Origin of the sequence: Delftia sp. HK171 (genome assembly GCF_001886655.1) — a bacterium.
Classification (GTDB): Bacteria; Pseudomonadota; Gammaproteobacteria; order Burkholderiales; family Burkholderiaceae_C; genus Comamonas; species Comamonas acidovorans.
The window spans coordinates 1,941,172-1,961,700 of the sequence record NZ_CP018101.1 but is presented as its reverse complement, the minus strand read 5'-3'; the positions used below and the strand labels follow the sequence as shown (position 1 = coordinate 1,961,700).

Here is a 20,529-nt window from a genome sequence, read left to right as displayed (position 1 = left end):
GCCTACGCCGCCGACGGCAAGGTCAGCGGATGCAGCACCAGCGCCTCGCGCACGATGGGCTTGAGCGCCTGCGCCTCGTCGGGGCTGGCCAGCACGCGGGCCAGTTCGGCGCGCATGCGGGGCTCCCAGAATTTGCGGATGTGTTCGGCAATGCCCTGCAGGGCCTCGTCGCGCTCGGGCATGGCCTCGAAGAACTCGCCGATGCGGTTGGCCATGCGGACCAGGTTGGCGCTGTCCATCACTTGCCTCCCGCCACGGCCATGCTGCCTGCCTGCGCGGCTTGCAACAGGCCGATCTGCTCTTCGTGCATGCGCGCAAAGCCGCGCTGCCAGTCGGACGGCTGGGCGTGCTGGGGGACGGGCAGCACCTGCACGGCCGTGACCTTGTATTCGGGGCAGTTGGTGGCCCAGTCCGAGCTGTCGGTGGTGATGACGTTGGCGCCCGATTCGGGGAAGTGGAAGGTGGTGTAGACCACGCCGGGCTGTATGCGCTCGGTGACGGTGGCGCGCAGCACGGTCTCGCCCGCGCGGCTGGCGATGCCTACCCAGTCGCCATCGCGTATGCCGCGGTCCTCGGCGTCATGCGGATGGATTTCCAGCCGGTCCTCGCTGTGCCAGTGGCTGTTGTGCGTGCGCCGGGTCTGGGCGCCCACGTTGTACTGCGACAGGATGCGCCCCGTGGTCAGCAGCAGCGGAAAGCGCTGGGTGACCTTCTCGTCGGTGGCCACGTACTGGGTGATGATGAAGCGGCCCTTGCCGCGCACGAAGCGGTCCCTGTGCATGATGGAAGTGCCGGCCTCTTCGGTGCTGTCATTGCAGGGCCATTGCACGCTGCCCAGCCGGTCGATCTTGTCGTAGTTCACGCCCGCGAAGCTGGGCGTGAGCGCGGCGATCTCGGCCATGATCTCGCTCGGGTGCGTGTAGTGCATGGCGTAGCCCAGCGCATTGGCCAGCAGCTGGGTGACTTCCCAATCGGCATAGCCGGCCAGCGGCGCCATGACCTTGCGCACGCGCGAGATGCGGCGCTCGGCATTGGTGAAGGTGCCGTCCTTTTCGAGGAAGGAAGCGCCCGGCAGGAAGACATGGGCGTACTTGGCGGTTTCGTTGAGGAAGATGTCCTGCACCACCACGCATTCCATGGCCGAGAGCGCGGCCGTCACATGCTGGGTGTTGGGGTCGGACTGCACGATGTCCTCGCCCTCGCAGTACAGGCCCATGAAGCTGCCGGCCAGGGCCGCCTCGAACATGTTGGGAATGCGCAGGCCGGGCTCGGGGCTGAGCGCCACGCCCCAGGCCCCCTCGAACTCGGCGCGCACCGTGCTGTCCGAGATGTGGCGGTAGCCGGGCAGCTCATGCGGGAAGGAGCCCATGTCGCAGGAGCCCTGCACATTGTTCTGGCCGCGCAGCGGGTTCACGCCCACGCCTTCGCGGCCCACGTTGCCCGTGGCCATGGCCAGGTTGGCAATGCCCATGACCATGGTCGAGCCCTGCGCATGCTCGGTCACGCCCAGGCCGTAGTAGATGGCCGCGTTGACGGGAGTGCCCGCCGCGTGGTCCTCGGCACCCAGCGCATACAGGCGCGCGGCGCCGCGCACCAGGTCAGGCGCCACCCCGGTGACCTCGGCCATGGCCTCGGGCGAGTTCTCGGGCCGGGCCACGAATTCCTTCCACTGCGCGAAGGACTTGGCATCGCAGCGCTCGGCGATGTAGTCCTCGGCCAGCCAGCCTTCGGTGACGATGACATGGGCCAGCGAGGTGATCATGGCCACGTTGGTGCCGGGCCGCAGTTGCAGGTGGTAGTCGGCGCGGATGTGGGGCGACTTGACGAGCTCGATCTCGCGCGGGTCGATGACGATGAGCTTGGCGCCCGCACGCCGGCCGTCGCCGCGCAGGCGCTTTTTCATGCGCGAGCCGAACACCGGGTGCGCGGCCGTGGGATTGGCGCCGATGACCATGACCACGTCCGTGTGCTCGATGGACTTGAAGGTCTGCGTGCCGGCCGAGGTGCCATAGGTCTGGCCCAGGCCATAGCCCGTGGGCGAGTGGCACACGCGCGCGCAGGTATCGACGTTGTTGTTGCCGAAGGCCGTACGCACCAGCTTTTGCACCAGGTAGGCCTCTTCGTTGGTGCAGCGCGAGGAGGTGATGCCGCCAATGGAATCCTTGCCGTGCTTCGCCTGGATGCGGCGGAACTCGCTGGCCGTGTGGGCAATGGCCTCTTCCCAGCTCACTTCGCGCCAGGGGTCGGTGATCTTCGCGCGGACCATGGGCCGGGTGATGCGGTCCTTGTGCGTGGCATAGCCCCAGGCAAAGCGGCCCTTGACGCAGGCATGGCCCTCGTTGGCCTGGCCTTCCTTCCAGGGCACCATGCGCACGACCTGCTCGCCCTTCATCTCGGCCTTGAAGCCGCAGCCCACGCCGCAGTAGGCGCAGGTGGTGATGGCGCTGTGCCCGGCCTGGCCCAGCTCGGTCACGGTCTTTTCCTGCAGCGTGGCCGTGGGGCAGGCCTGCACGCAGGCGCCGCAGCTGACGCAGTCGCTGTCCATGAAGCTGCCGCCCTGCCCCGCCGTGACGCGCGACTCGAACCCCCGGCCCGAGATGGTCAGTGCAAAGGTGCCCTGCGTCTCCTCGCAGGCGCGCACGCAGCGGTTGCAGACGATGCACTTGCTGGGGTCGTAGCTGAAGTACGGGTTGGAGACATCGACCTCGGCGCGCGCCTGGCCCTTGAAGTGGTTGGCGCCGTCGAAGCCGTAGCGCACCTCGCGCAGGCCCACGGTGCCGGCCATGTCCTGCAGTTCGCAGTCGCCGTTGGCGCTGCAGGTCAGGCAGTCCAGCGGATGGTCGGAGATGTACAGCTCCATCACGCCGCGGCGCAGCTCCTGCAGCTGCGGGCTTTGCGTGCGCACCTTCATGCCCGGCTCGGCCGGCGTGGTGCACGAGGCCGGAAAGCCCTTGCGCCCCTCGATCTGCACCAGGCACAGGCGGCAGGAGCCGAAGGGCTCCAGGCTGTCGGTGGCGCATAGCTTGGGCACGCTGACGCCGCCTTCCATGGCCGCGCGCATCAGCGAGGTGCCCTCGGGAACGCAGACCTCGCGTCCGTCGATCTGCAGGGTGATCAGGCGTTCGGACGGGCTGGCGGGCGTGCCCCAGTCGGCTTGCTTCAAATGTTCGAGCATGGTGTTCTCCGTTCAGGCAGCCGCTGCGGCCGTGGTGGACTCGATGCCGAAGTCCTGGGGGTAGTGGTTCAGCGCCGAGCGCACGGGATACGGCGTCATCCCGCCCATGGCGCACATGGAGCCGTGCTGCATGGTGTCGCACAGGCTTTCCAGCAAGGCCACCTGGCCGGCGTGGGCAGCAGGGTCGGTGCCGGCGCGCACGATGCGGTCGATGACCTCCACGCCGCGCGTGGAGCCGATGCGGCAGGGCGTGCACTTGCCGCAGGACTCGATGGCGCAGAACTCCATGGCGTAGCGCGCCAGCTGCGCCATGTCGGCCGTGTCGTCATGCACGACGATGCCGCCGTGTCCCACCACGTTGCCCTTGGCGGCATAGGCCTCGTAGTCCAGCGGCGCATCCCAGTCGGCCGGCGCCACATAGCTGCCCAGCGGGCCACCCACCTGCACGGCCTTGATGGCGCGGCCGGTGGCCGTGCCGCCGCCGAAGTCTTCCACCAGCTCGCGCAGGCTCAGGCCGAAGGCCTTTTCCACCAGGCCGCCGCGCGCGATGTTGCCGGCCAACTGGAACGGCAGGGTGCCGCGCGAGCGGCCCATGCCGAAGCCCTGGTAGAAAGCCGCGCCGCGCGCCAGGATCAGCGGCACCGTGGCCAGCGTGATCACGTTGTTGATCACCGTGGGCCGGCTCCACAGCCCCGCTATGGCCGGCAGCGGCGGCTTGGCGCGCACGATGCCGCGCCGGCCCTCGATGCTCTCCAGCATGGCCGTTTCCTCGCCGCAGACATAGCTGCCCGCGCCCTTGCGCACCTCCATGTGGAAGGCCCTTCCGCTGCCGGCCACGTCGCGGCCCAGCCAGCCTGCGGCCTCGGCGCGCGCAATGGCTTCGCGCAGGGTGGCGATGGCATGCGGATACTCGCTGCGCACATAGACCAGGCCCTGCGTGGCGCCCACGGCCAGGCCCGCGATGGCCATGCCTTCGATCAGCGTGTAGGGGTCGCCCTCCATCAGCAGCCGGTCGGCGAAGGTGCCCGAGTCGCCCTCGTCGGCGTTGCAGGCAATGTACTTTTGCGGCCCCGCTGCGGCGGCCACGGTCTTCCACTTGATGCCGGCCGGGAACGCCGCACCGCCACGGCCGCGCAGGCCCGAATCCAGCACCTCCTGCACGATGGCCGCGGGCTCCATGCGCGCCGCGCGCTCCAGCCCCTGCCAGCCGCCATGGGCCGCATAGTCGGCCAGGTTCAGCGGGTCGATGACGCCCACGCGCGCAAAGGTCAGGCGCTCCTGGCGCGCCAGGTAGGCAATGGCCTCGGTCAGTCCATGGCACAGCGCATGGCTGCCGCCCTGCAGCATTCCGGCATCGATCAGGCCCGGCACCGCATCGGCCGTGACCGGGCCGTAGGCCATGCGGCCTTCGGGCGTCTCGACTTCCACCAGGGTCTCCAGCCACAGCAGGCCGCGCGAGCCGTTGCGCACGATCTGCACCTGAAGGCCGCGCGCCGCGCACTCGCGCTGCAGGGCGCCGGCCACGGCGTCAGCGCCCACGGCCAGCGCGGCGGCATCGCGGGGCACATAGACGCGCACGCCGGGGCCTGCCCCTGCTCCTGCCTCTGCCCCTGCCCCTGCATGCGCAGGCTGGGCCACCGGCTCGCCAGCCTGCTTCGGCTGGCGGCATTGCGCGATGAGTGCATCCAGTCCGTTGGCCGAAACATGCGCATGGGGCTGGCCATCGAGCATCACGGCAGGCGATGACGCGCACAGGCCCAGGCAGTAGACCGGCTCCAGCGTGACGGCGCCATCGGCACTGGTTCCATGCCCATGCCCGTGCCCACTCGATCCGCAGCCCAGCGCCTGGCCTGCGTGGGCCAGCAGCGCGTCCGCACCGCGCGACTGGCAGGCCTCGGCGCGGCAGACCTGCAGCACATGGCGGCCCGCTGGCGTGCTGCGGAAATGGGGGTAGTAGGAGATGACGCCATGCACCTCGGCACGCGAGAGGTTCAGCGCATCGGCAATGCGCGGCACGGCGGCTTCGGGGATATGGCCCAGCATGTCCTGCACGGCGTGCAGCAACTCGATCAGGGGGCCGGGGCGCCGGGCATGGACGGCAATGGCGTGCTCGACGGCCTCGCGCTCATGGGCGCCGAGTGCGCTGTTGGCAACAGCGGCATGGAGGACGGCAATGGGAATGATCTTCCCTTGTGTGGCTGGCATGGGTATCCCTGCTGGCTTTCGTTGTGGGGAGCGGCGCGGTCCGGTCCGCTGGCGCTTTGTCTCTCATGCCATTTCAAGGCCTGCCGGGCAAGCCGTCAAATTCAAACGGATGATTGCGCCATTCAATCGGCAAATGAGCCGCCGGGCAGTGCTGCGCCTGCTGCCTCAGGTCTTGCGGATGCCGCAGCCAGCGCGGGTTTGCGCCACTTGGCAAATGCGCCCGGCTTGTCGCAAATCACACGGTATTTGGTGTGAATTTTGATAAGCTCACGCGCACCATGAACCACCAGCCATCAGCCATGACGCCACAGGATGGCTATCATTTTTCAGACCAGATCGGCCACCTGCTGCGGCGTGTCTATCAGCGCCACACTGCACTCTTCCAGCAATACATTCCCGACTCGCAGCTCACGGCTGCGCAATTCGTGGTGCTGTGCTCCGTGCGCGACAACAGCGGCAGCTCGCTGGCAGACATCGTCAAGGCCACCGTGATCGACCAGGCCACCATCCGCGGCGTGGTGGACCGGCTCAAGCAGCGCGAACTGGTGCAGGTGGACCATGACCGCATCGACCGCCGCAAGGTCGTCATCAACCTCACCGAGGCCGGCCAGGACCTGGTGCGCGACATGGAGCCCTTCGCCAAGCAGATCACCGAAAGCACCTACGGCAAGCTCAATCCGGCCGAGCGGCTGGCGCTGGATTTTCTGCTCAAGAAGATGCTGGAAGGTGGCGAGGCGGATTGAAGAGCCCCTGTTTTCATGAGGATGGCTGCCAGGCGATTTCAAAGGGCTTGGGCCCTCGCCGTCAAAGCCCCATCAACCCAGGCAGTGCCTTTGCGCACGACCTGTAGCAAAGAAAAAACAGATTCTCACGCCCATCTTCCGGATAGAGATACCCGGCGCCTGCTGCATTGATGCTCCACCCATAGACCACGCCATTGCGCCGCAGCTTCCCACTGAAGGCGCAAGGCAGAATGATCGATTCATAGTGGAAGGTGGAGAAGGAAACCTCGGTTGCCGTGGAGAAATAACGGATGACATCCTTGGGCCGCAGCGCAATTTTCTCGCAGCCCATGGTTTGCCCTTCTCCGACCGAACGATGGATCGAGCCGAGCAAAACCACTGGTTCTTCCTGGTTGGCCATCGCCTTTCGGGGAGCGACCAGCACTGAAAGGCAGAGCACAGCCAGGATTGCCGTGGCGACCAGGCCATGCCTGCGATAGCTGCCATTCAATGACATGAGAACAAGGCTCCGCTGAAGATATGGCGCAGCGAATTGCTTGCGCCAGGAGCAGTCATTGTGTCGCATGGACCGGTTGAGCTCACAGGAGCTTCAGTCCATGGAAGTTCTCCAGCAAATCGGACAAACCGCACGCTCTGCCTTCGAAAAAGGCCTGATCCTCATTTGGGGATCCCATAAAAAAAGGCCTGCTTGCGCAGGCCTTTTCCATTCGAAGTTCTTTCTCGGCGTCAATCCAGCGCCCGGTTGCGCGATTCCACATCCACGGCCCAGATCGACAGGGCACCGCCCACCAGCATGGCGGACAGCACGGCCAGCGCCAGGGTGAAGTGGGTGGCCATGATGGGCGCAATGATGGCCGGGGCAAACAGGCCGCCGAAGCGCGCCACGGCGCCGGCCATGCCCATGCCGCTGGCACGCAGGTCGGTGGGGTAGACCTCGGGGGTGAACGCATACAGCGCGCCCCAGGTGCCCAGCAGCGAGAAGCTCATCAGCAGGGTGGAGCCGATGACCACGAAGGGCGACGAGCCCAGGCTGTAGAACATGCAGCCGACGGCGCTGAGCAGCAAAAAGCCGATCAGCGTGGGCTTGCGGCCCCAGCGCTCCACGCCATAGGCCGACAGCGCAAAGCCGGGCAGTTGCACCAGGGCCAGCACCACCAGGAAGACCTGGCCGCGCATGAAGGCAAAGCCCTCGCTGCTGAGCTTGACAGGCAGGTAGACGAAGACACCGTAGTAGGCGATGGAGATCAGCGCCCAGGCCAGGAACAGCGAGAGGCTGCGGCGGCGCAGGTCGCCGTTGAACAGCGCGAGGATGGATTTTCGCTCCTGCTTTTCAGGCTGCAGGGCGGGGATTTCCGCCGTGGTGCCGTTGACCTTGGCCACCCGCTGCAGCACCTTGCGCGCCTCTTCGGACTTGCCGTTGCGGTTGAGGAACATGGGCGACTCGGGGATGTAGAAGCGCAGCACCACGCCGATCAGCGCGGGCAGTCCGGTCACGAAGAAGATCACGCGCCAGGCATCGTCACCCCAGGACACGGCCACCAGCGCCAGGATGGCCAGGAAGATGGTGCCCACGGCCCAGAACGATTCCAGCAGCACCAGCCAGCGGCCACGGCGGTCGCTGGGCAGGAACTCGGCCATCATGGTGTAGTCCACGGGCAGCGTGCCGCCCACGCCGATGCCGGTGATGAAGCGCAGCACCAGCAGCCAGGCGAACTCGGGCGCAAAGGCCGAGGCCACGCCCGCAAAGGCGTCGATCACCACGGCCATCATCAGCACCGGGCGGCGCCCGATGCGATCGGCCAGACGGCCGAAGACGAAGGCGCCGATCAGCATGCCGATGAAGAAGAAGGTGCCGGTCTGCAGCGCCTCAGGCACGGTCTTGCCGAAGGTCTTGGCAATGGACGGCGCGCTGAAGCCGATGGACAGCACCTGCATGGCATCGGCCAGCCAGACCAGCCCGAAGATGACGAACAGCCGATATTGGAACTTGCCGACACCCGCTGTCTGGATGCCTTTTTCCACCGAAATGTATGTAGATGACATGCAGGGACTCCTTTTCTAGCCATCGCAATTGTTGAATCTGTCTTTTCCCAGGCAAGGCCGTTCAGCTTGTGTTGCCGTCTCCTGCCGTGCCTTCCACCCTTCACACATCCGGAGCGAACCGCTCCCTCGGCGCCATCTCCATGGCCCGATGAAAAATTTCCGGATGTCGGTCTCTGCATCCGGGCGATGGGCGCACTGCGGACAGGCTGCACATCGACAGCACCGTCCGTTGTTGCCCATCACCCGTCCCCAGCATCAGATGTCAGGACCCAGACCCTGGAGAGATTCCAGGGCAAGGTGTCCATATCCGCGGCATCGCCCCTGCCGCCGCCCATTGCTGCCCATTGCCGCCCTCAGTGCGCATGCGCCTGTGCCTGCATGCGCAGCCGGTTAATCGTCTTCGTGTCGTCTGGCCAAGCTTTTTCCTCCGGTGCAAATCGTTCGCGCAAATATCCGAGCAGGTCCGCGATCTGCCTGTCGTCCAGGCTGTCCCCGAAGCCGGGCATGTAGCCCAGCGCATCGTCGGCCGGCGCCTGTATGCCGTTCAGGATCACCTGGACCAGGTTGTCGGGGCTGGCCGCATGCAGGTTGGTGTTCAGGGCCAGCTGCGGCTTGACGCCGAACAATGTGGGACCGCTGCCCGCCTCATGGCAGACGGCGCAGGCGTTCTGGTAGATGCGCTCGCCATTGGCGTGGCGGTCCAGGGCCCTGGCAGGTGCGACCGCAGACGCCGCCGCCTGCACGGCGGCCGGTGCCGGTGGCGACATGGCCGGGTCGGCCTGGGCGGCCTGTGGGGCCTGGCCCGGCAGTTCCATCAGATAGGTGGCCATGGCGCGCACATCGGCTTCGGGCAACTGGGCCAGGCCGTGGATGACGGGCGCCATGGGGCCGGCCGCCACGCCGTGGCGGGCCGAGAAGCCGGTGCGCAGGTACTGGTACAGCTCTTCGCGGCTCCAGGGCAGCTTGCCGCCGGCCAGTTGATTAAGCGCGGGCGCCGTCCAGCCTTCGGCCTCGCCGCCGCCCAGGTAGTGGATGCCGGTCTTTTCGGCACCCAGCGCATTGCGCGGCGAGTGGCAGGCCGCGCAGTGGCCCGCGCCTTCGACCAAGTAGGCGCCCCGGTTCCATTCGGCGCTGCGCGCGGGGTCGGCCTTGAAGGGCGTGGCGTCGTGGAACAGCAGGTTCCAGCCCGCCATGGCCGGGCGCAGGTTGTAGGGGAAGGCCAGCTGCGTCTCGGGCGCCTTGGCCTTCACGGCGGGCTGGGACATCAGGTAGCCGTAGAGGGCCTGCAGGTCGCCATCGCTGAGCTTGGCGAAGGCCGTGTACGGGAAGGCCGGATACAGCTGGCGCCCATCCTGGTGGATGCCGTGGCGCATGGCGCGCTCGAAGGCCGCGTAGGACCAGCGGCCGATGCCGGTTTCGTTGTCGGGCGTGATGTTGGTGGAGTAGATGGTGCCGAACGGCGTCTCCAGCCCGAAGCCGCCGGCATTGGCCGCACCGCCCGGGGCCGTGTGGCAGACCACGCAGTCGCCCGCAGCGGCCACCAGGCGGCCGCGCTCCAGGGCCTGCGGCGAGTACAGGGAAACGTCGGGCCCGTCGGTCAGCGGCAGGGCCGGCTTCAGCGGCCAGGCCATGGCCGCCATGCCGGCAAGGCCTGCGGCGCCTGCGGCCAGCCAGCCCCAGCCACGGCCGGGCCGCGCCGCACCGGGCTTGCCGGCGCCCTCGCCCGCCAAGGCCAGGCGCAGTTGCTCGGGCTGGAAGGGCACTTCGCGCAGGCGCACGCCTGTCGCATGGTGAATGGCGTTGGCAATGGCGGCGGCGGCGGGCAGCGTGGCCACTCCGTCCAGCGCCAGATCGCCCTGGCGGATGACCGCGACATCGCCGGGCGCATGCTGCGCCAGGTCGGAGCCGGGCTTGGCGATCACGTCGAAAGAAGCAGCGGAAGCTGTGGCCCCTGCCCAGTCGTCAAAAGCGGGCGCCGTGCCCAGCAGCCGGCGCGCGTCGGCCAGCAATTGCGGGTCCTGCTGGACGATCTCGGGCCGCGTGCTGGCGGCCTGCGCCGCTTGCAGGCTGCGGCTGTCATGGCCGGCCACGACGCGGGTCACTTCGATCTCGCCCGTTTGCGGATGCACGGCCACCTCGGCCACCCAGGCGCTCCAGGCATGGAGATCGGCGCCCTGCACATCCAGGGTCTGCAGCTGGGCGGTGGCAAAGCCCCGGCCCAGCAGGCGGCCATCGGCGCCCTCGTGCGACGGTGCCTGCTGCGATGCCTGCGCACGCTCGGCCACCTGCCGGGCCAGATCGCGCACCGGGCCTTCGGGCAGGTGCTGCAGCCGCCATTGCAGCGGATCACGGCCCTGGTCCAGCGCCTGCTCATGCCAGTGGCTTTCGCGGGCAAAGACCTGGGCGGCATTCAGATCATCAACGCCGGCATGCCGCAGGCTGGCGGCCAGCCTGCGTTCATGCACTTCGCCGGCATCGAGCACGGTGGCCAGGGCCGCGGCGCGCGCCAGCTCGGGCTGGCTCAGCAGGCGCGCCATGCTGGGGCGCACGGCCCAGGGCGTGTCGGACAGCAGCAGGTCTGGCTGCGGCGATGCATTGCCCGGTTGAGGCTGCACCACCGTGTCGGCTTCAAGCCCTTGCGAAGGCTGCGCATCCACGCGCAGCACCAGCTCCCGGCTGTCTGCGCTGCCCGCAGCAGTCCAGGCCTCGCAGGCCACGCTGACAGGCCGGCCCACGGCCTGGGACAGCAGGGCCGCATCGGCCGCAGCGTCCATGAGATCCAGCACATGCGGGGTGCCGGCCGCCGTGGCCGGCAGGCTGAACAGCCGCAGCGCGGACTCGGGGCATTGCAGCAATGCGGCCAGTTCACGGCCGATCATCTGCCGCACATCGGCGTCGCAGGGCGGCAGCCAGACGCTGGCATGGCCGTCCAGGCACCACACGGCTGCGCGTGCGGCACCCTCGCAAGACACGGGCGCCGCCATGCGCCAGACATAGCGGCCGGCATCGGGCAGGTCGGCCTTGTCAGCCTTGTCGGCTCTGTCGGCAGCACGGGGCGCGCTGGCGACCCTGGCTTCCTGCCGGTCATCCCAGGCAGGGGCCAGGCCGGCAGCGGCCTGCCGGGCATGGACAGGCGCCACGGCCACCACACCCAGAAAATGCCCGCGCTGCACCGCAGCCACCACGCCGGCCATGGCCTGGGCGTCCTGCAACCGTGCATGCAGGGGCACGCTGCCCCGGTAGCGCAGACCGTCCCAGGCCGCGACGGGCGGGCGCAGCGCCAGGCCGTGCAGCAGGTCGGAAGGCAGGGCGGGAGTGTTGCCGGCCGGGCTCATGGCTGGACCTCGCCCGCGCTGGAAGATGGAAAACCGGGGGGCGCCTGCAGCGCGGCGCGTTGCGCACGCAGCTGCACGGCGCGCAGGGCGGCCTGCATGATTTCCACATGCGTGCCGCAGCGGCACAGGTTGTGGTGCAGCTCGTTGCGCAGCTCCTGCTCGGTGGGATTGGGGTTGCGGCGCAGCAGGGCCTCCACCGTCATGATCATGCCGTTGAGGCAGTAGCCGCACTGGGCCGCCTGGCAGTCGATGAAGGCCTGCTGCGTGGGGCCGGGGCACTGGCGCGAGCCCAGGCCTTCCAGCGTGGTGACCTCGCGGCCCACGGCCGCCCGCACGGGGATCACGCAGGAACGCGCGGCCACGCCATCGATCAGCACCGTGCAGGCGCCGCATTCGCCCAGGCCGCAGCCGTACTTGGGCCCGTTCAGCTCCAGGTCATTGCGCAGCACATGCAGCAGCGCCGTCCCGGGCGCTGCCGGCACCTCGCATGCGCGTGCATTGACCTGCAGGCGGATGGGGCTGGGTGTACTGCTTGGATGGTCTGGGGTTCCCATGGGACGAGGCTCTTGCAACTTGGCTGCGGTTCAGGATGTCGGCGTTCTGCGGCCGGACAGGAGGGGGGATTCCCTCCCCTCCCCTCGTCCGGCAAGGCAGCGAGTATCAGGCCGCTGCCTTGACCTTGGGCTCGACCAGGGGCACGTTGAACACGTCGTAGCCGAAGCACCAGGACGGATCTTCGTTGGTGCGCAGCCAGGTGTTGTCGTGCGAGATGCGCTGCACCTTGCTGGCGCGCTCGGCACGGTTGGCCTCGTACAGGGCGAAGGCCAGTTCATGGTTGTGCGCGCCGACTTCCTTGAGGCAGCGCGCCAGCATGGCGCCGTCCTCGATGGCCATGGCCGCACCCTGGGCCATGTGGGGCTTCATGGGGTGGCAGGCATCGCCCAGCAGCACCAGGCGGCCACGGCTCCACAGCGGCAGCGGATCGCGCTCGAGCAGCGACCACTTGGTCACTTCCACGGTGGCGTCGATCAGTGCCTGCACGGTGGGATGCCAGCCCGAGAAGGCCTCGCGCATCTCTTCCTTGCTGCTTTCCAGCCAGCGGTCGTTGAGATCCCACTTCTCGACGGGCACGCCGGTCACGTAGTACAGCTCGTCGGCCTTGCCGGTGACGAAGTAGGTCATCATGTGGCGGTCATCGCTCCACCACTTCACGCACGCGTCGAAGGGCAGCATGCCGGCCTTGACCTCGGGCGTGGGGAACACGGCGCGGTGGGCCAGGTAGCCCGCGTACTTGGGCAGCTCCGGGCCCAGCAGTTCCTCGCGGATGCGGGAGTTCACGCCATCGGCGCCGATGACGATGTCCGCCTCCTCGGTCGTGCCGTCCGCAAAGTGCATGACGACCACATTGCCGCGGTCCTCCACCTTGGTCAGGAACTTGCCGTAGGCCATCACGCTGTCGGGCAGGGCCTCGACCAGCAGCGCATGGAAGTCGCCACGGTGCACGGTCAGGTAGCTGGCGCCGTATTCCTTGACGGCATAGTCGCCCAGCGGAATCTGGGCCAGCACGTCGCCAGTCTGCCAGTGGCGGCTGTACCAGTAGTCGGGATGCGAGCCCTGCTCGTTGAGCGCGTCCTCGATGCCGATGCGGCGCAGGATCTTCATCACATTGGGCCCGACGTGGATGCCGGCTCCCAGGCGCGAGAAGCTGGGCGCCTGCTCATAGACGCGGACATTGAAGCCTTCCTGGAGCAGCAGCTTGGCAGCTGCAGCCCCGCCGAGACCGGCGCCGACAACGGCGATTCGAGGGGATTGAGACACAGTTTTCTCCTTGCAGGAATGTTGAAAGCCAGACGGGGCAACCGTTGCTTCGGCGCGTCCTTGCAGGGTGTAGAGCAGGAAGCGTGCCAGGCAACAAAACACTTAATTCAGGTGTATGCGCTTGAATTTTTCAAATCGACGCATGCACCATAGGGCGGCAGAATAAATTGAAGTTCGCCATTTTTGGTGCAATTTCTGCACCAAATCAGTACAAACCCCGAGAAAATTCTCATTTGCAAGGCGGCACGTCTTTTGCAAGAATAAAGCGTACACACTCAGTTGATTCTGATCAGAAACCCTCGAAACTTCGCAAAGGCAAGTCCATGACCAAAACGTTCCGCATCGGCCAGATCGTCCCCAGCTCCAACACCACCATGGAGACCGAGGTGCCGGCCATGCTGCAGGCCCACTCCACGCTGCGCCCGCAGGACCGCTTCACCTTCCACTCCAGCCGCATGCGCATGAAGAAGGTCCAGAAGGAGGAGCTGGCCGCCATGGACGCCGAAAGCGACCGCTGCGCGCTGGAGCTGAGCGACGCGCGCGTGGACGTGCTGGGCTATGCCTGCCTGGTGGCCATCATGGCCATGGGCAAGGGCTACCACCGCGTCTCGCAGCAGCGCCTGACCGAGCGCACGGCCAGCAATGGCGCCACCGCCCCGGTGATCACCAGCGCCGGCGCGCTGGTGGAAGCGCTCAAGGTCATGGGCGCCAAGAAGATCGCCCTGGTGGCGCCCTACATGATTCCGCTGACCCAGCTGGTCATGGACTACGTGGCCGCCGAAGGCTTCGAGATCGTGGACTGGCGCGCGCTGGAGATCCCCGACAACCTGGACGTGGGCCGCCACGACCCCGCCAAGCTGCCCGGCATCGTGGCCGGCATGAACTACGCCGACGCCGATGTGATCGTGCTGTCGGCCTGCGTGCAGATGCCCTCGCTGCCGGCCGTGGCCCAGGTCGAGGCCCAGACCGGCAAGCCCGTGCTGACCGCCTCCATCGCCACCACCTATGCCATCCTCAAGGAACTGGGGCTGGACCCCGTGGTGCCGGGCGCGGGCGCGCTGCTGTCGGGCGCCTATCCCTACGACACCGGCACCAGCGCAGCCAAGGCCTGAGGAACACACGCATGACCAGCCACTCCAGCTCCCCCACCCCCAGCACATTCCGCTACGGCGGCAACGTCCACGCCAACGGCATCCGCCAGCACTACCTGCGCTACGGCGGCGCCGAGGGCGAACGCGCGCAGCGCGACGCCGTCATCCTGATCCCCGGCATCACCAGCCCGGCCGTGACCTGGGGCTTCGTGGCCGAGCACCTGGGCCGCCAGTTCGACACCTATGTGCTCGATGTGCGCGGGCGCGGCCTGTCGTCCTCCGGCCCGGGCCTGGACTACAGCCTCGATGCCCAGGCCGCCGACGTGGCCGCCTTCGCCCAGGCCCTGGGCCTGCAGCGCTGGGCGCTGGTCGGCCACTCCATGGGCGGGCGCATCGCCGTGCGCGCCGCGCGCAGCCAGCCGGTGGGGCTCACGCGCCTGGTCATCGTCGATCCGCCGGTCTCCGGCCCCGGCCGCCGCGCCTACCCGGCCGCCCTGCCCTGGTATGTGGACTCCATCCGCCAGGCCACGCTGGGCATGGATGCCGAGGCCATGCGCGCCTTCTGCCCCACCTGGACCGAAGAGCAGCGCCAGCTGCGCGCCCAGTGGCTGCACACCTGCCACGAGCCGGCCATCGTGCAAAGCTTCGAGGACTTCGGCCGTGACGACATCCATGCCGACCTGCCCCGCATCCAGCACCCGCTGCTGCTGGTCACGGCCGAGCGCGGCGACGTGGTGCGCAGCGAGGACGTGGCCGAGTGGCAAGGCCTGGCACCCCAGACCGAGCATGTGCGCGTGCCCAACGCCGGCCACATGATCCCCTGGGACAACGAGGCCGGCTTCTATTCGGCCCTGGGCGATTTCCTCGGCGCGCGGGTGGACTGAATGTCCAACCGCAGCCCACTCCCATCCATCGCGACACCAAGGAGCCGACCATGTCCGTCAGCGATATCGATCTGATCCACGCCTGGAAGCAGGTGCTCACGCTGTCCCGGCTCGAAGCCGGCCAGACCGTCACCGTGCTCACGGGCGCCGACACGCACCCGCAGACGCTGCGCTGCGCCATTGCCGCCTCCAGCGAAATGGGTGCGCGCGTCAACCGCCTGGACCTGCCGCCCGTCAATGCCGAAAAATCACTGAGCCGCGACTCGCTGGCCTACCTGGGCACGACGCCGCTGACCGGCAACCCCGCCGCCATCGCCGCGCTCAAGGCCAGCGACCTGGTGCTGGACCTGATGACGCTGCTGTTCTCGCCCGAGCAGCACGAGATCCTGCAGACCGGCACCAAGATCCTGCTGGCCGTGGAGCCGCCCGAGGTGCTGTGCCGCCTGGTGCCCACCGAGGGCGACCGTGCGCGCGTGCAGGCCGCATCCAAGCTGATCGAGGCGGCCGGGCAGATGCACATCACCTCGGCCGCGGGCACCGACCTGCGCTGCCGCCTGGGCAGCTTCCCGGCCATCTGCGAATACGGCTTCGTGGACCAGCCCGGCCGCTGGGACCACTGGCCCAGCGGCTTCGTGCTGACCTGGCCCGACGAGGGCGAGAGCAACGGCCGCGTGGTGCTGGACCGGGGCGACATCCTGCTGCCCATGAAGGACTACGTGACCGAGCCCATCGAACTCGTCATCGAAAAGGGCTACGTCACGCGCATCAGCGGCGGCCTGCAGGCCGACATCCTCAAGGAGTACATGGCCTCCTACGAGGACCCCGAGGCCTACGCCGTCTCCCACATCGGCTGGGGGCTGCAGCCGCGCGCCCACTGGTCCATGCTGGCCCACTACAACAAGGAAACCCACATCGGCATGGACGCCCGCGCCTTCGAGGGCAACTTCCTGTGGTCCATGGGCCCCAACAACGAGGCCGGGGGCAGCCGCACCACGGCCTGCCACATCGACATCCCCATGCGCCACTGCTCGGTGGCGCTGGACGGCAAGCCCACGGTCATTGACGGCGTGGTGCAGGACGAGGAAGGACTGGCGCGCGCCGCCAAAAGGTCCAAGCAAGGAAAGGACATCGCATGACCACGACAACTACCGGCCAGGCCACCGGCGCGCAGAGCGTTCCCACCGAGGGCGTGCAAGGCGACATCTCTGCTGACATCTCGGTTTATGCACGCCAGGGCTTCGGCACGCCGCTGCCGCTCAAGGCCCCGTTCGGCCTGCTCATCATCGACTTCGTCAACGGCTTTGCCGACCCGGCCGTCTTCGGCGGCGGCAACATCCCCGAAGCCATCGCGCAGACGCAGCACCTGCTGGCCCATGCACGCGAGCGCGGCTGGCCCGTGGCGCACAGCCGCATCGTGTTCTCGGACGACGATGCCGACCACAACATCTTCTGCCTGAAGGTGCCCGGCATGCTGACCCTGAAGGAAGACAGCCCCAACAGCGCCATCGTGCCCCAGCTGGCCCCGGCCGCTGGCGAATACGTGGTGCGCAAGAGCACGCCTTCGGCCTTCTTCGGCACCATGCTCGCACCCTGGCTGGCCCAGCGCGGCGTGCAGACCCTGCTGGTGGCCGGCTGCGTGACCAGCGGCTGCGTACGCGCCAGCGTGGTCGATGCCATGCAGTCGGGCTTTCGCCCGCTGGTGGTGGCCGACTGCTGCGGCGACCGCGCCCTGGGCCCGCACGAGGCCAATCTGTTCGACATGGCCCAGAAGTACGCGGCCGTGATGTCGCTGTGCCAGGCCATCGCCGACACCGACGCCCTCGCCGCAGGTTGATCCCACCGCGCCAACGCGCCTATGGGGCCGGCCCTGCGCAGCCGGCCTCGGAGTGCATAACATGCACAGGGCACGCCTGAAAGCGTGCCCGCGAAGAACACCGCCCCATGAACCTGCCCCAGCCCCAAGCCCTGCACGCACAGCTGCTCACGCGCGCCGACACCCTGCTCGTGGTGCGCCAGCCCGTGGCGCCGCCGCGCCCTGCGCCCGGCCAGCCCGGCACGGCCACCGACTATGTGCAATCCACGCCCGAGGTCTTCGTGGCCGTGCTGGCCGACGAAGCCGCGCCCCAGGGCTGGCGCGCCCTGGCCTTCAACGGCCATGTGGACCTGGGCACGGGCATACGCACGGCGCTGGCGCAGATCGTGGCGGAAGAACTCGAAGTGCCTTTGGCGCGCCTGGACATGGTGCTGGGCCACACGGCCGCCGCGCCCAACCAGGGCCCGACCATTGCCAGCGCCAGCATCCAGATCTCGGCCGTGCCGCTGCGCCGCGCCGCCGCCCAGGCGCGCGAGCAGTTGCTGGCGCTGGCCGCGCAGCAATGGAGCGTGGCGGCGGACCGGCTCCAGGCACGGGATGGCGCGGTGCGCTTTGCCGATGGCCGCGATGCCCGCGAACTCGGCTATGGCGATCTGCTGCGCGGCCAGCAACTGCAGCTGACGCTGGCCCCGCCCGATCAGGAAGTGAAGCTCAAGCCCGCCAGCGAATACCGGCTGGTCGGCCGTGGCGCGGCGCGCGTGGACATCCCTGCCAAGGCTACGGGCGAGCTGAGCTTTGTGCACGATGTGCGCGTGCCCGGCATGCGCCATGGCCGCGTCATCCGCCCTCCGCACCCGGGCCGCGACGGTGGCGATTTCATCGGCCGCTGCCTGGTGGCCGTGGAGCGCGACTCCGTGGCCCACCTGCCCGGCAACGTGCAGGTGGTCACCGAAGGCGACTTCGTCGGCGTGGTCGCCGACCGCGAGGAACAGGCCATCGCCGCCATGCGCGCGCTGCGCGTGCAATGGCAGGCCGTGCCGCCAGCGCCTGACTTATCCGATCTGGCTGTGGCGATACGCGCCAATCCCGCCCAGCACCGCTCGCTGGTGGACCAGGGGTCTGTGGACGACGCCTTCGCGGGCGTCGGCACGGGTGCGGCCACCGAACTGCGCCGCAGCTACGTCTGGCCCTACCAGATGCATGCCTCCATCGGCCCGTCCTGCGCCGTGGCCGATTTCAGCGAGGGCCGTCTCAAGCTCTGGGCCGGCACGCAGAACCCCCACATGCTGCGCACCGACCTGGACCGCCTGCTGCAACTGGGCGAGGACCGCATCGAGATCGTGCGCCTGGAGGCGGCCGGCTGCTACGGCCGCAACTGCGCCGACGATGTCTGCGCCGACGCCGCCCTGCTGTCCATGGCCGTGGGTGCGCCCGTGCGCGTGCAGCTCACGCGCGAGCAGGAACACCAGTGGGAGCCCAAGGGCACGGCCCAGCTCATGGACGTGAGCGCGGCCATCGATGCCCGGGGCGAACTGCTGGCCTACGACTTTGCCGTGCGCTACCCCTCCAACGACGCGCCGCTGCTGGCCCTGCTGCTCACCGGCCGCATCCCGGGCGAGCCGCGCACGCTGGAGATGGGCGACCGCACCGCCGTGCCGCCCTACCGCTACGCCAGCCAGCGCATCACCTGCCATGACATGGCGCCCATCGTGCGCTCATCCTGGCTGCGCGGCGTCTCGGCCCTGCCCAATTCCTTTGCCCACGATTGCATGATCGACGAGCTGGCCCATGCGGCCGGTGCCGACCCCGTGGACTACCGTGTTCGCCACCTCGATGATCCGCGCGCCGTCGAGCTGATCGAGGCCACGGCACGCCACGCGGGCTGGCAGCAAAACCAGCCGGGAAGCCGGGGCCGCCCCGGCGCCGACGGCCTGCTGCACGGGCGCGGCGTGGCCTATGCGCGCTACATCCACAGCCGCTTTCCCGGCTTCGGCGCGGCCTGGGCCGCCTGGGTCATCGACATCGACGTAGACCCCGCCAGCGGCCGCATCACCGTGCGGCGCCTGGTCGTGGGCCAGGACACGGGAATGATGGTCAACCCCGACGGCGTGCGCCACCAGATCCACGGCAACGTCATCCAGACCCTGAGCCGCAGCCTGATGGAGAAGGTCGCCTTCAATGCGCAAGGCGTGGCCAGCCGCGAGTGGGGCAGCTACCCCATCATCGGCTTCCGCGACCTGCCCCCCATCGAAGTGGTGCTGATGCCGCGTCAGGACGAGCCCCCCATGGGTGCAGGCGAATCGGCCTCGGTCCCCGGCCCGGCCGCCCTGGCCAATGCGCTGTTCGACGCCACCGGCCGGCGCTTCTACGCCGCGCCCTTCACGCCCGACGTGGTGCGCGCCGCACTGAATGCCGCGCCGAACGCCACGCCAGAGACTGCACAGCCCGCCTAGTCTTTCAGCGCCCCCGCATGCCGCAGGCACTGCGCACGCCAACCGGCGTCGTCCTGCAGTTGCAGCGCCGCCTGCAGCGCGCGCGTGGGCGCCACGCCCTGCTGGGCCATGAAGCCTATGGGCGTGACCAGTTCGGGCGAGCGCAGCGGCCGGGCCACCAGGCCCGGCATGTGGCGCACCGTGGCCACCATGGCGCCGGGCAGCACGGTGGTCATGCCATCCGTTCCTTGCGCCACGGCCATCACCAGGGTCAGCACGGAGTTGGTTTCCATGGCGGGCTGCACGGCCATGTCCACGGCGGCGAAGGCCTCGTCGATCACCGTGCGGTTGTGCATGTCGGGCGTGAGAAGGCACAGCGGCATGCCGGCCACTTCGCGCCAGGCGATGTCGGCGCCAAAGGCAAAGGGCCGGCCCTCGCCCTGCCCATCGCAGCACTCGCGGCACAGCAGGTAGTAATGCTCCTCGTACTGGGGCCAGGACTGCAGGCGCGGTCCGCGCGGCGGCATGCGCGCGCTGTAGCCCAGGGCCAGGTCCAGCGACAGGTCTTCGAGCCCGCTCTCGATCTCGGCCGAGCTCATGGACAGCACCACGGGCGTGATGCCCGGATGGTGCTCGCGCAGCAGGGCCGCAAAGCGCGTGAGCATGGGCATGGCCGTGGGCACGGCCGCCATGCGCAGCTGCCCGCGCAGCGCGCCGGCGGCGGCGCTCAGTTCCTGGCGCAGGCCTTCCTCGGCCCGCAGCATGGCCAGGGCCGTGGCCAGCACCTGATCGCCCTCGGGCGTGAAGCCCGCGAACGAGCGGCCCCGGCGCACGATGACCGTGCCGAACTCCTCCTCCAGCGCGCGCAGCGCATTGGACAGCGCCGGCTGGGTGATATGGCATGCCAGCGCCGCGCGGCCGAAATGGCGGTGCTCGTTGAGCGCCGCCAGATACCGCATCGAGGTCAGCAGGTTCATGCCGGCAGCGCCA

15 protein-coding genes are annotated in these 20,529 nt (G+C 68.5%); 6 read left to right on the top strand and 9 right to left on the bottom strand.

The genetic code is table 11. The annotated features are described in order from the left end of the window. Positions 1 to 2: 2 nt before the first annotated feature. From BO996_RS08885 to BO996_RS08875, 3 genes are read right to left on the bottom strand one after another with little or no spacing between them, the layout of a single operon-like run. Positions 3 to 239 carry a formate dehydrogenase subunit delta gene (locus BO996_RS08885; protein WP_071954522.1) on the bottom strand — a complete coding sequence of 79 codons (237 nt, stop codon included), beginning with the start codon at positions 237 to 239 and terminating at the stop codon, positions 3 to 5. Beyond that, positions 239 to 3,175: a formate dehydrogenase subunit alpha gene (gene fdhF, locus BO996_RS08880; RefSeq protein WP_071954521.1), complete on the bottom strand. Its 2,937-nt coding sequence runs from the start codon at positions 3,173 to 3,175 to the stop codon at positions 239 to 241. The genes BO996_RS08885 and fdhF overlap by 1 nt, the downstream gene beginning before the upstream one ends. Positions 3,176 to 3,187: 12 nt before the next feature. Beyond that, positions 3,188 to 5,380 carry a formate dehydrogenase subunit gamma gene (locus BO996_RS08875; RefSeq protein WP_071954520.1) on the bottom strand — a complete coding sequence of 731 codons (2,193 nt, stop codon included), beginning with the start codon at positions 5,378 to 5,380 and terminating at the stop codon, positions 3,188 to 3,190. 299 nt (positions 5,381 to 5,679) lie between these two features. Here BO996_RS08875 and BO996_RS08870 point away from each other — a divergent pair, with 299 nt between their 5' ends. Next, positions 5,680 to 6,123: a MarR family winged helix-turn-helix transcriptional regulator gene (locus BO996_RS08870; RefSeq protein WP_016449026.1), complete on the top strand. Its 444-nt coding sequence runs from the start codon at positions 5,680 to 5,682 to the stop codon at positions 6,121 to 6,123. Positions 6,124 to 6,184: 61 nt separating this feature from the next. On the opposite strand, the gene BO996_RS08865 is transcribed toward BO996_RS08870, so the two are convergent. The 5 genes from BO996_RS08865 to BO996_RS08845 form a co-directional block, all read right to left on the bottom strand. After that, positions 6,185 to 6,619 (bottom strand): hypothetical protein, encoded by a 435-nt coding sequence (locus tag BO996_RS08865; RefSeq protein WP_071954519.1) that lies wholly within the window; start codon positions 6,617 to 6,619, stop codon positions 6,185 to 6,187. A 230-nt stretch (positions 6,620 to 6,849) separates the two neighbouring features. Next, positions 6,850 to 8,166: an MFS transporter gene (locus BO996_RS08860; RefSeq protein ID WP_012203781.1), complete on the bottom strand. Its 1,317-nt coding sequence runs from the start codon at positions 8,164 to 8,166 to the stop codon at positions 6,850 to 6,852. A 353-nt stretch (positions 8,167 to 8,519) separates the two neighbouring features. Then, entirely contained in the window at positions 8,520 to 11,501 is a 2,982-nt protein-coding gene (locus BO996_RS08855) for a cytochrome c (protein WP_047326011.1), read from the bottom strand. Next, on the bottom strand, positions 11,498 to 12,055 hold the full coding sequence (locus BO996_RS08850) for a (2Fe-2S)-binding protein (RefSeq protein WP_071954518.1): 558 nt from the start codon (positions 12,053 to 12,055) through the stop codon (positions 11,498 to 11,500). The genes BO996_RS08855 and BO996_RS08850 overlap by 4 nt, the downstream gene beginning before the upstream one ends. A gap of 106 nt (positions 12,056 to 12,161) precedes the next feature. Beyond that, positions 12,162 to 13,319 (bottom strand): FAD-dependent monooxygenase, encoded by a 1,158-nt coding sequence (locus tag BO996_RS08845; RefSeq protein WP_012203778.1) that lies wholly within the window; start codon positions 13,317 to 13,319, stop codon positions 12,162 to 12,164. 323 nt (positions 13,320 to 13,642) lie between these two features. Here BO996_RS08845 and BO996_RS08840 point away from each other — a divergent pair, with 323 nt between their 5' ends. From BO996_RS08840 to BO996_RS08820, 5 genes are all read left to right on the top strand, one after another. Further along, complete coding sequence (locus BO996_RS08840) at positions 13,643 to 14,431, top strand: maleate cis-trans isomerase family protein (protein ID WP_012203777.1); 789 nt, start codon at positions 13,643 to 13,645, stop codon at positions 14,429 to 14,431. A gap of 11 nt (positions 14,432 to 14,442) precedes the next feature. Continuing rightward, positions 14,443 to 15,294, top strand: coding sequence for an alpha/beta fold hydrolase (locus tag BO996_RS08835; RefSeq protein WP_065346158.1), 852 nt, complete (start codon positions 14,443 to 14,445; stop codon positions 15,292 to 15,294). Between the two features lie 50 nt (positions 15,295 to 15,344). After that, positions 15,345 to 16,430: a hypothetical protein gene (locus BO996_RS08830; RefSeq protein WP_012203775.1), complete on the top strand. Its 1,086-nt coding sequence runs from the start codon at positions 15,345 to 15,347 to the stop codon at positions 16,428 to 16,430. After that, a complete protein-coding gene (locus BO996_RS08825; protein WP_071954517.1) occupies positions 16,427 to 17,128 on the top strand; it encodes an N-carbamoylsarcosine amidohydrolase in 702 nt (233 codons plus the stop codon). The genes BO996_RS08830 and BO996_RS08825 overlap by 4 nt, the downstream gene beginning before the upstream one ends. Before the next feature lie 107 nt (positions 17,129 to 17,235). Beyond that, complete coding sequence (locus tag BO996_RS08820; protein ID WP_071954516.1) at positions 17,236 to 19,560, top strand: xanthine dehydrogenase family protein molybdopterin-binding subunit; 2,325 nt, start codon at positions 17,236 to 17,238, stop codon at positions 19,558 to 19,560. Here BO996_RS08820 and BO996_RS08815 read toward each other — a convergent pair. Beyond that, the gene (locus BO996_RS08815; protein WP_047217954.1) at positions 19,557 to 20,516 is read right to left on the bottom strand and encodes a LysR family transcriptional regulator; all 960 of its coding nucleotides are present in this window, start codon (positions 20,514 to 20,516) and stop codon (positions 19,557 to 19,559) included. The two genes, BO996_RS08820 and BO996_RS08815, sit on opposite strands and share 4 nt — an antisense overlap. Positions 20,517 to 20,529: the final 13 nt, after the last annotated feature.

Bases quoted from the DNA above. Each gene is read 5' to 3' on its own strand.
- BO996_RS08825 (WP_071954517.1), top strand. From the start codon at position 16,427: ATGACCACGACAACTACCGGCCAGGCCACCGGCGCGCAGAGCGTTCCC.
- BO996_RS08865 (WP_071954519.1), bottom strand. From the start codon at position 6,619: ATGTCATTGAATGGCAGCTATCGCAGGCATGGCCTGGTCGCCACGGCA.
- fdhF (WP_071954521.1), bottom strand. From the start codon at position 3,175: ATGCTCGAACATTTGAAGCAAGCCGACTGGGGCACGCCCGCCAGCCCG.
- BO996_RS08885 (WP_071954522.1), bottom strand. From the start codon at position 239: ATGGACAGCGCCAACCTGGTCCGCATGGCCAACCGCATCGGCGAGTTC.
- BO996_RS08875 (WP_071954520.1), bottom strand. From the start codon at position 5,380: ATGCCAGCCACACAAGGGAAGATCATTCCCATTGCCGTCCTCCATGCC.
- BO996_RS08840 (WP_012203777.1), top strand. From the start codon at position 13,643: ATGACCAAAACGTTCCGCATCGGCCAGATCGTCCCCAGCTCCAACACC.
- BO996_RS08835 (WP_065346158.1), top strand. From the start codon at position 14,443: ATGACCAGCCACTCCAGCTCCCCCACCCCCAGCACATTCCGCTACGGC.
- BO996_RS08860 (WP_012203781.1), bottom strand. From the start codon at position 8,166: ATGTCATCTACATACATTTCGGTGGAAAAAGGCATCCAGACAGCGGGT.
- BO996_RS08820 (WP_071954516.1), top strand. From the start codon at position 17,236: ATGAACCTGCCCCAGCCCCAAGCCCTGCACGCACAGCTGCTCACGCGC.
- BO996_RS08870 (WP_016449026.1), top strand. From the start codon at position 5,680: ATGACGCCACAGGATGGCTATCATTTTTCAGACCAGATCGGCCACCTG.
- BO996_RS08815 (WP_047217954.1), bottom strand. From the start codon at position 20,516: ATGAACCTGCTGACCTCGATGCGGTATCTGGCGGCGCTCAACGAGCAC.
- BO996_RS08855 (WP_047326011.1), bottom strand. From the start codon at position 11,501: ATGAGCCCGGCCGGCAACACTCCCGCCCTGCCTTCCGACCTGCTGCAC.
- BO996_RS08850 (WP_071954518.1), bottom strand. From the start codon at position 12,055: ATGGGAACCCCAGACCATCCAAGCAGTACACCCAGCCCCATCCGCCTG.
- BO996_RS08830 (WP_012203775.1), top strand. From the start codon at position 15,345: ATGTCCGTCAGCGATATCGATCTGATCCACGCCTGGAAGCAGGTGCTC.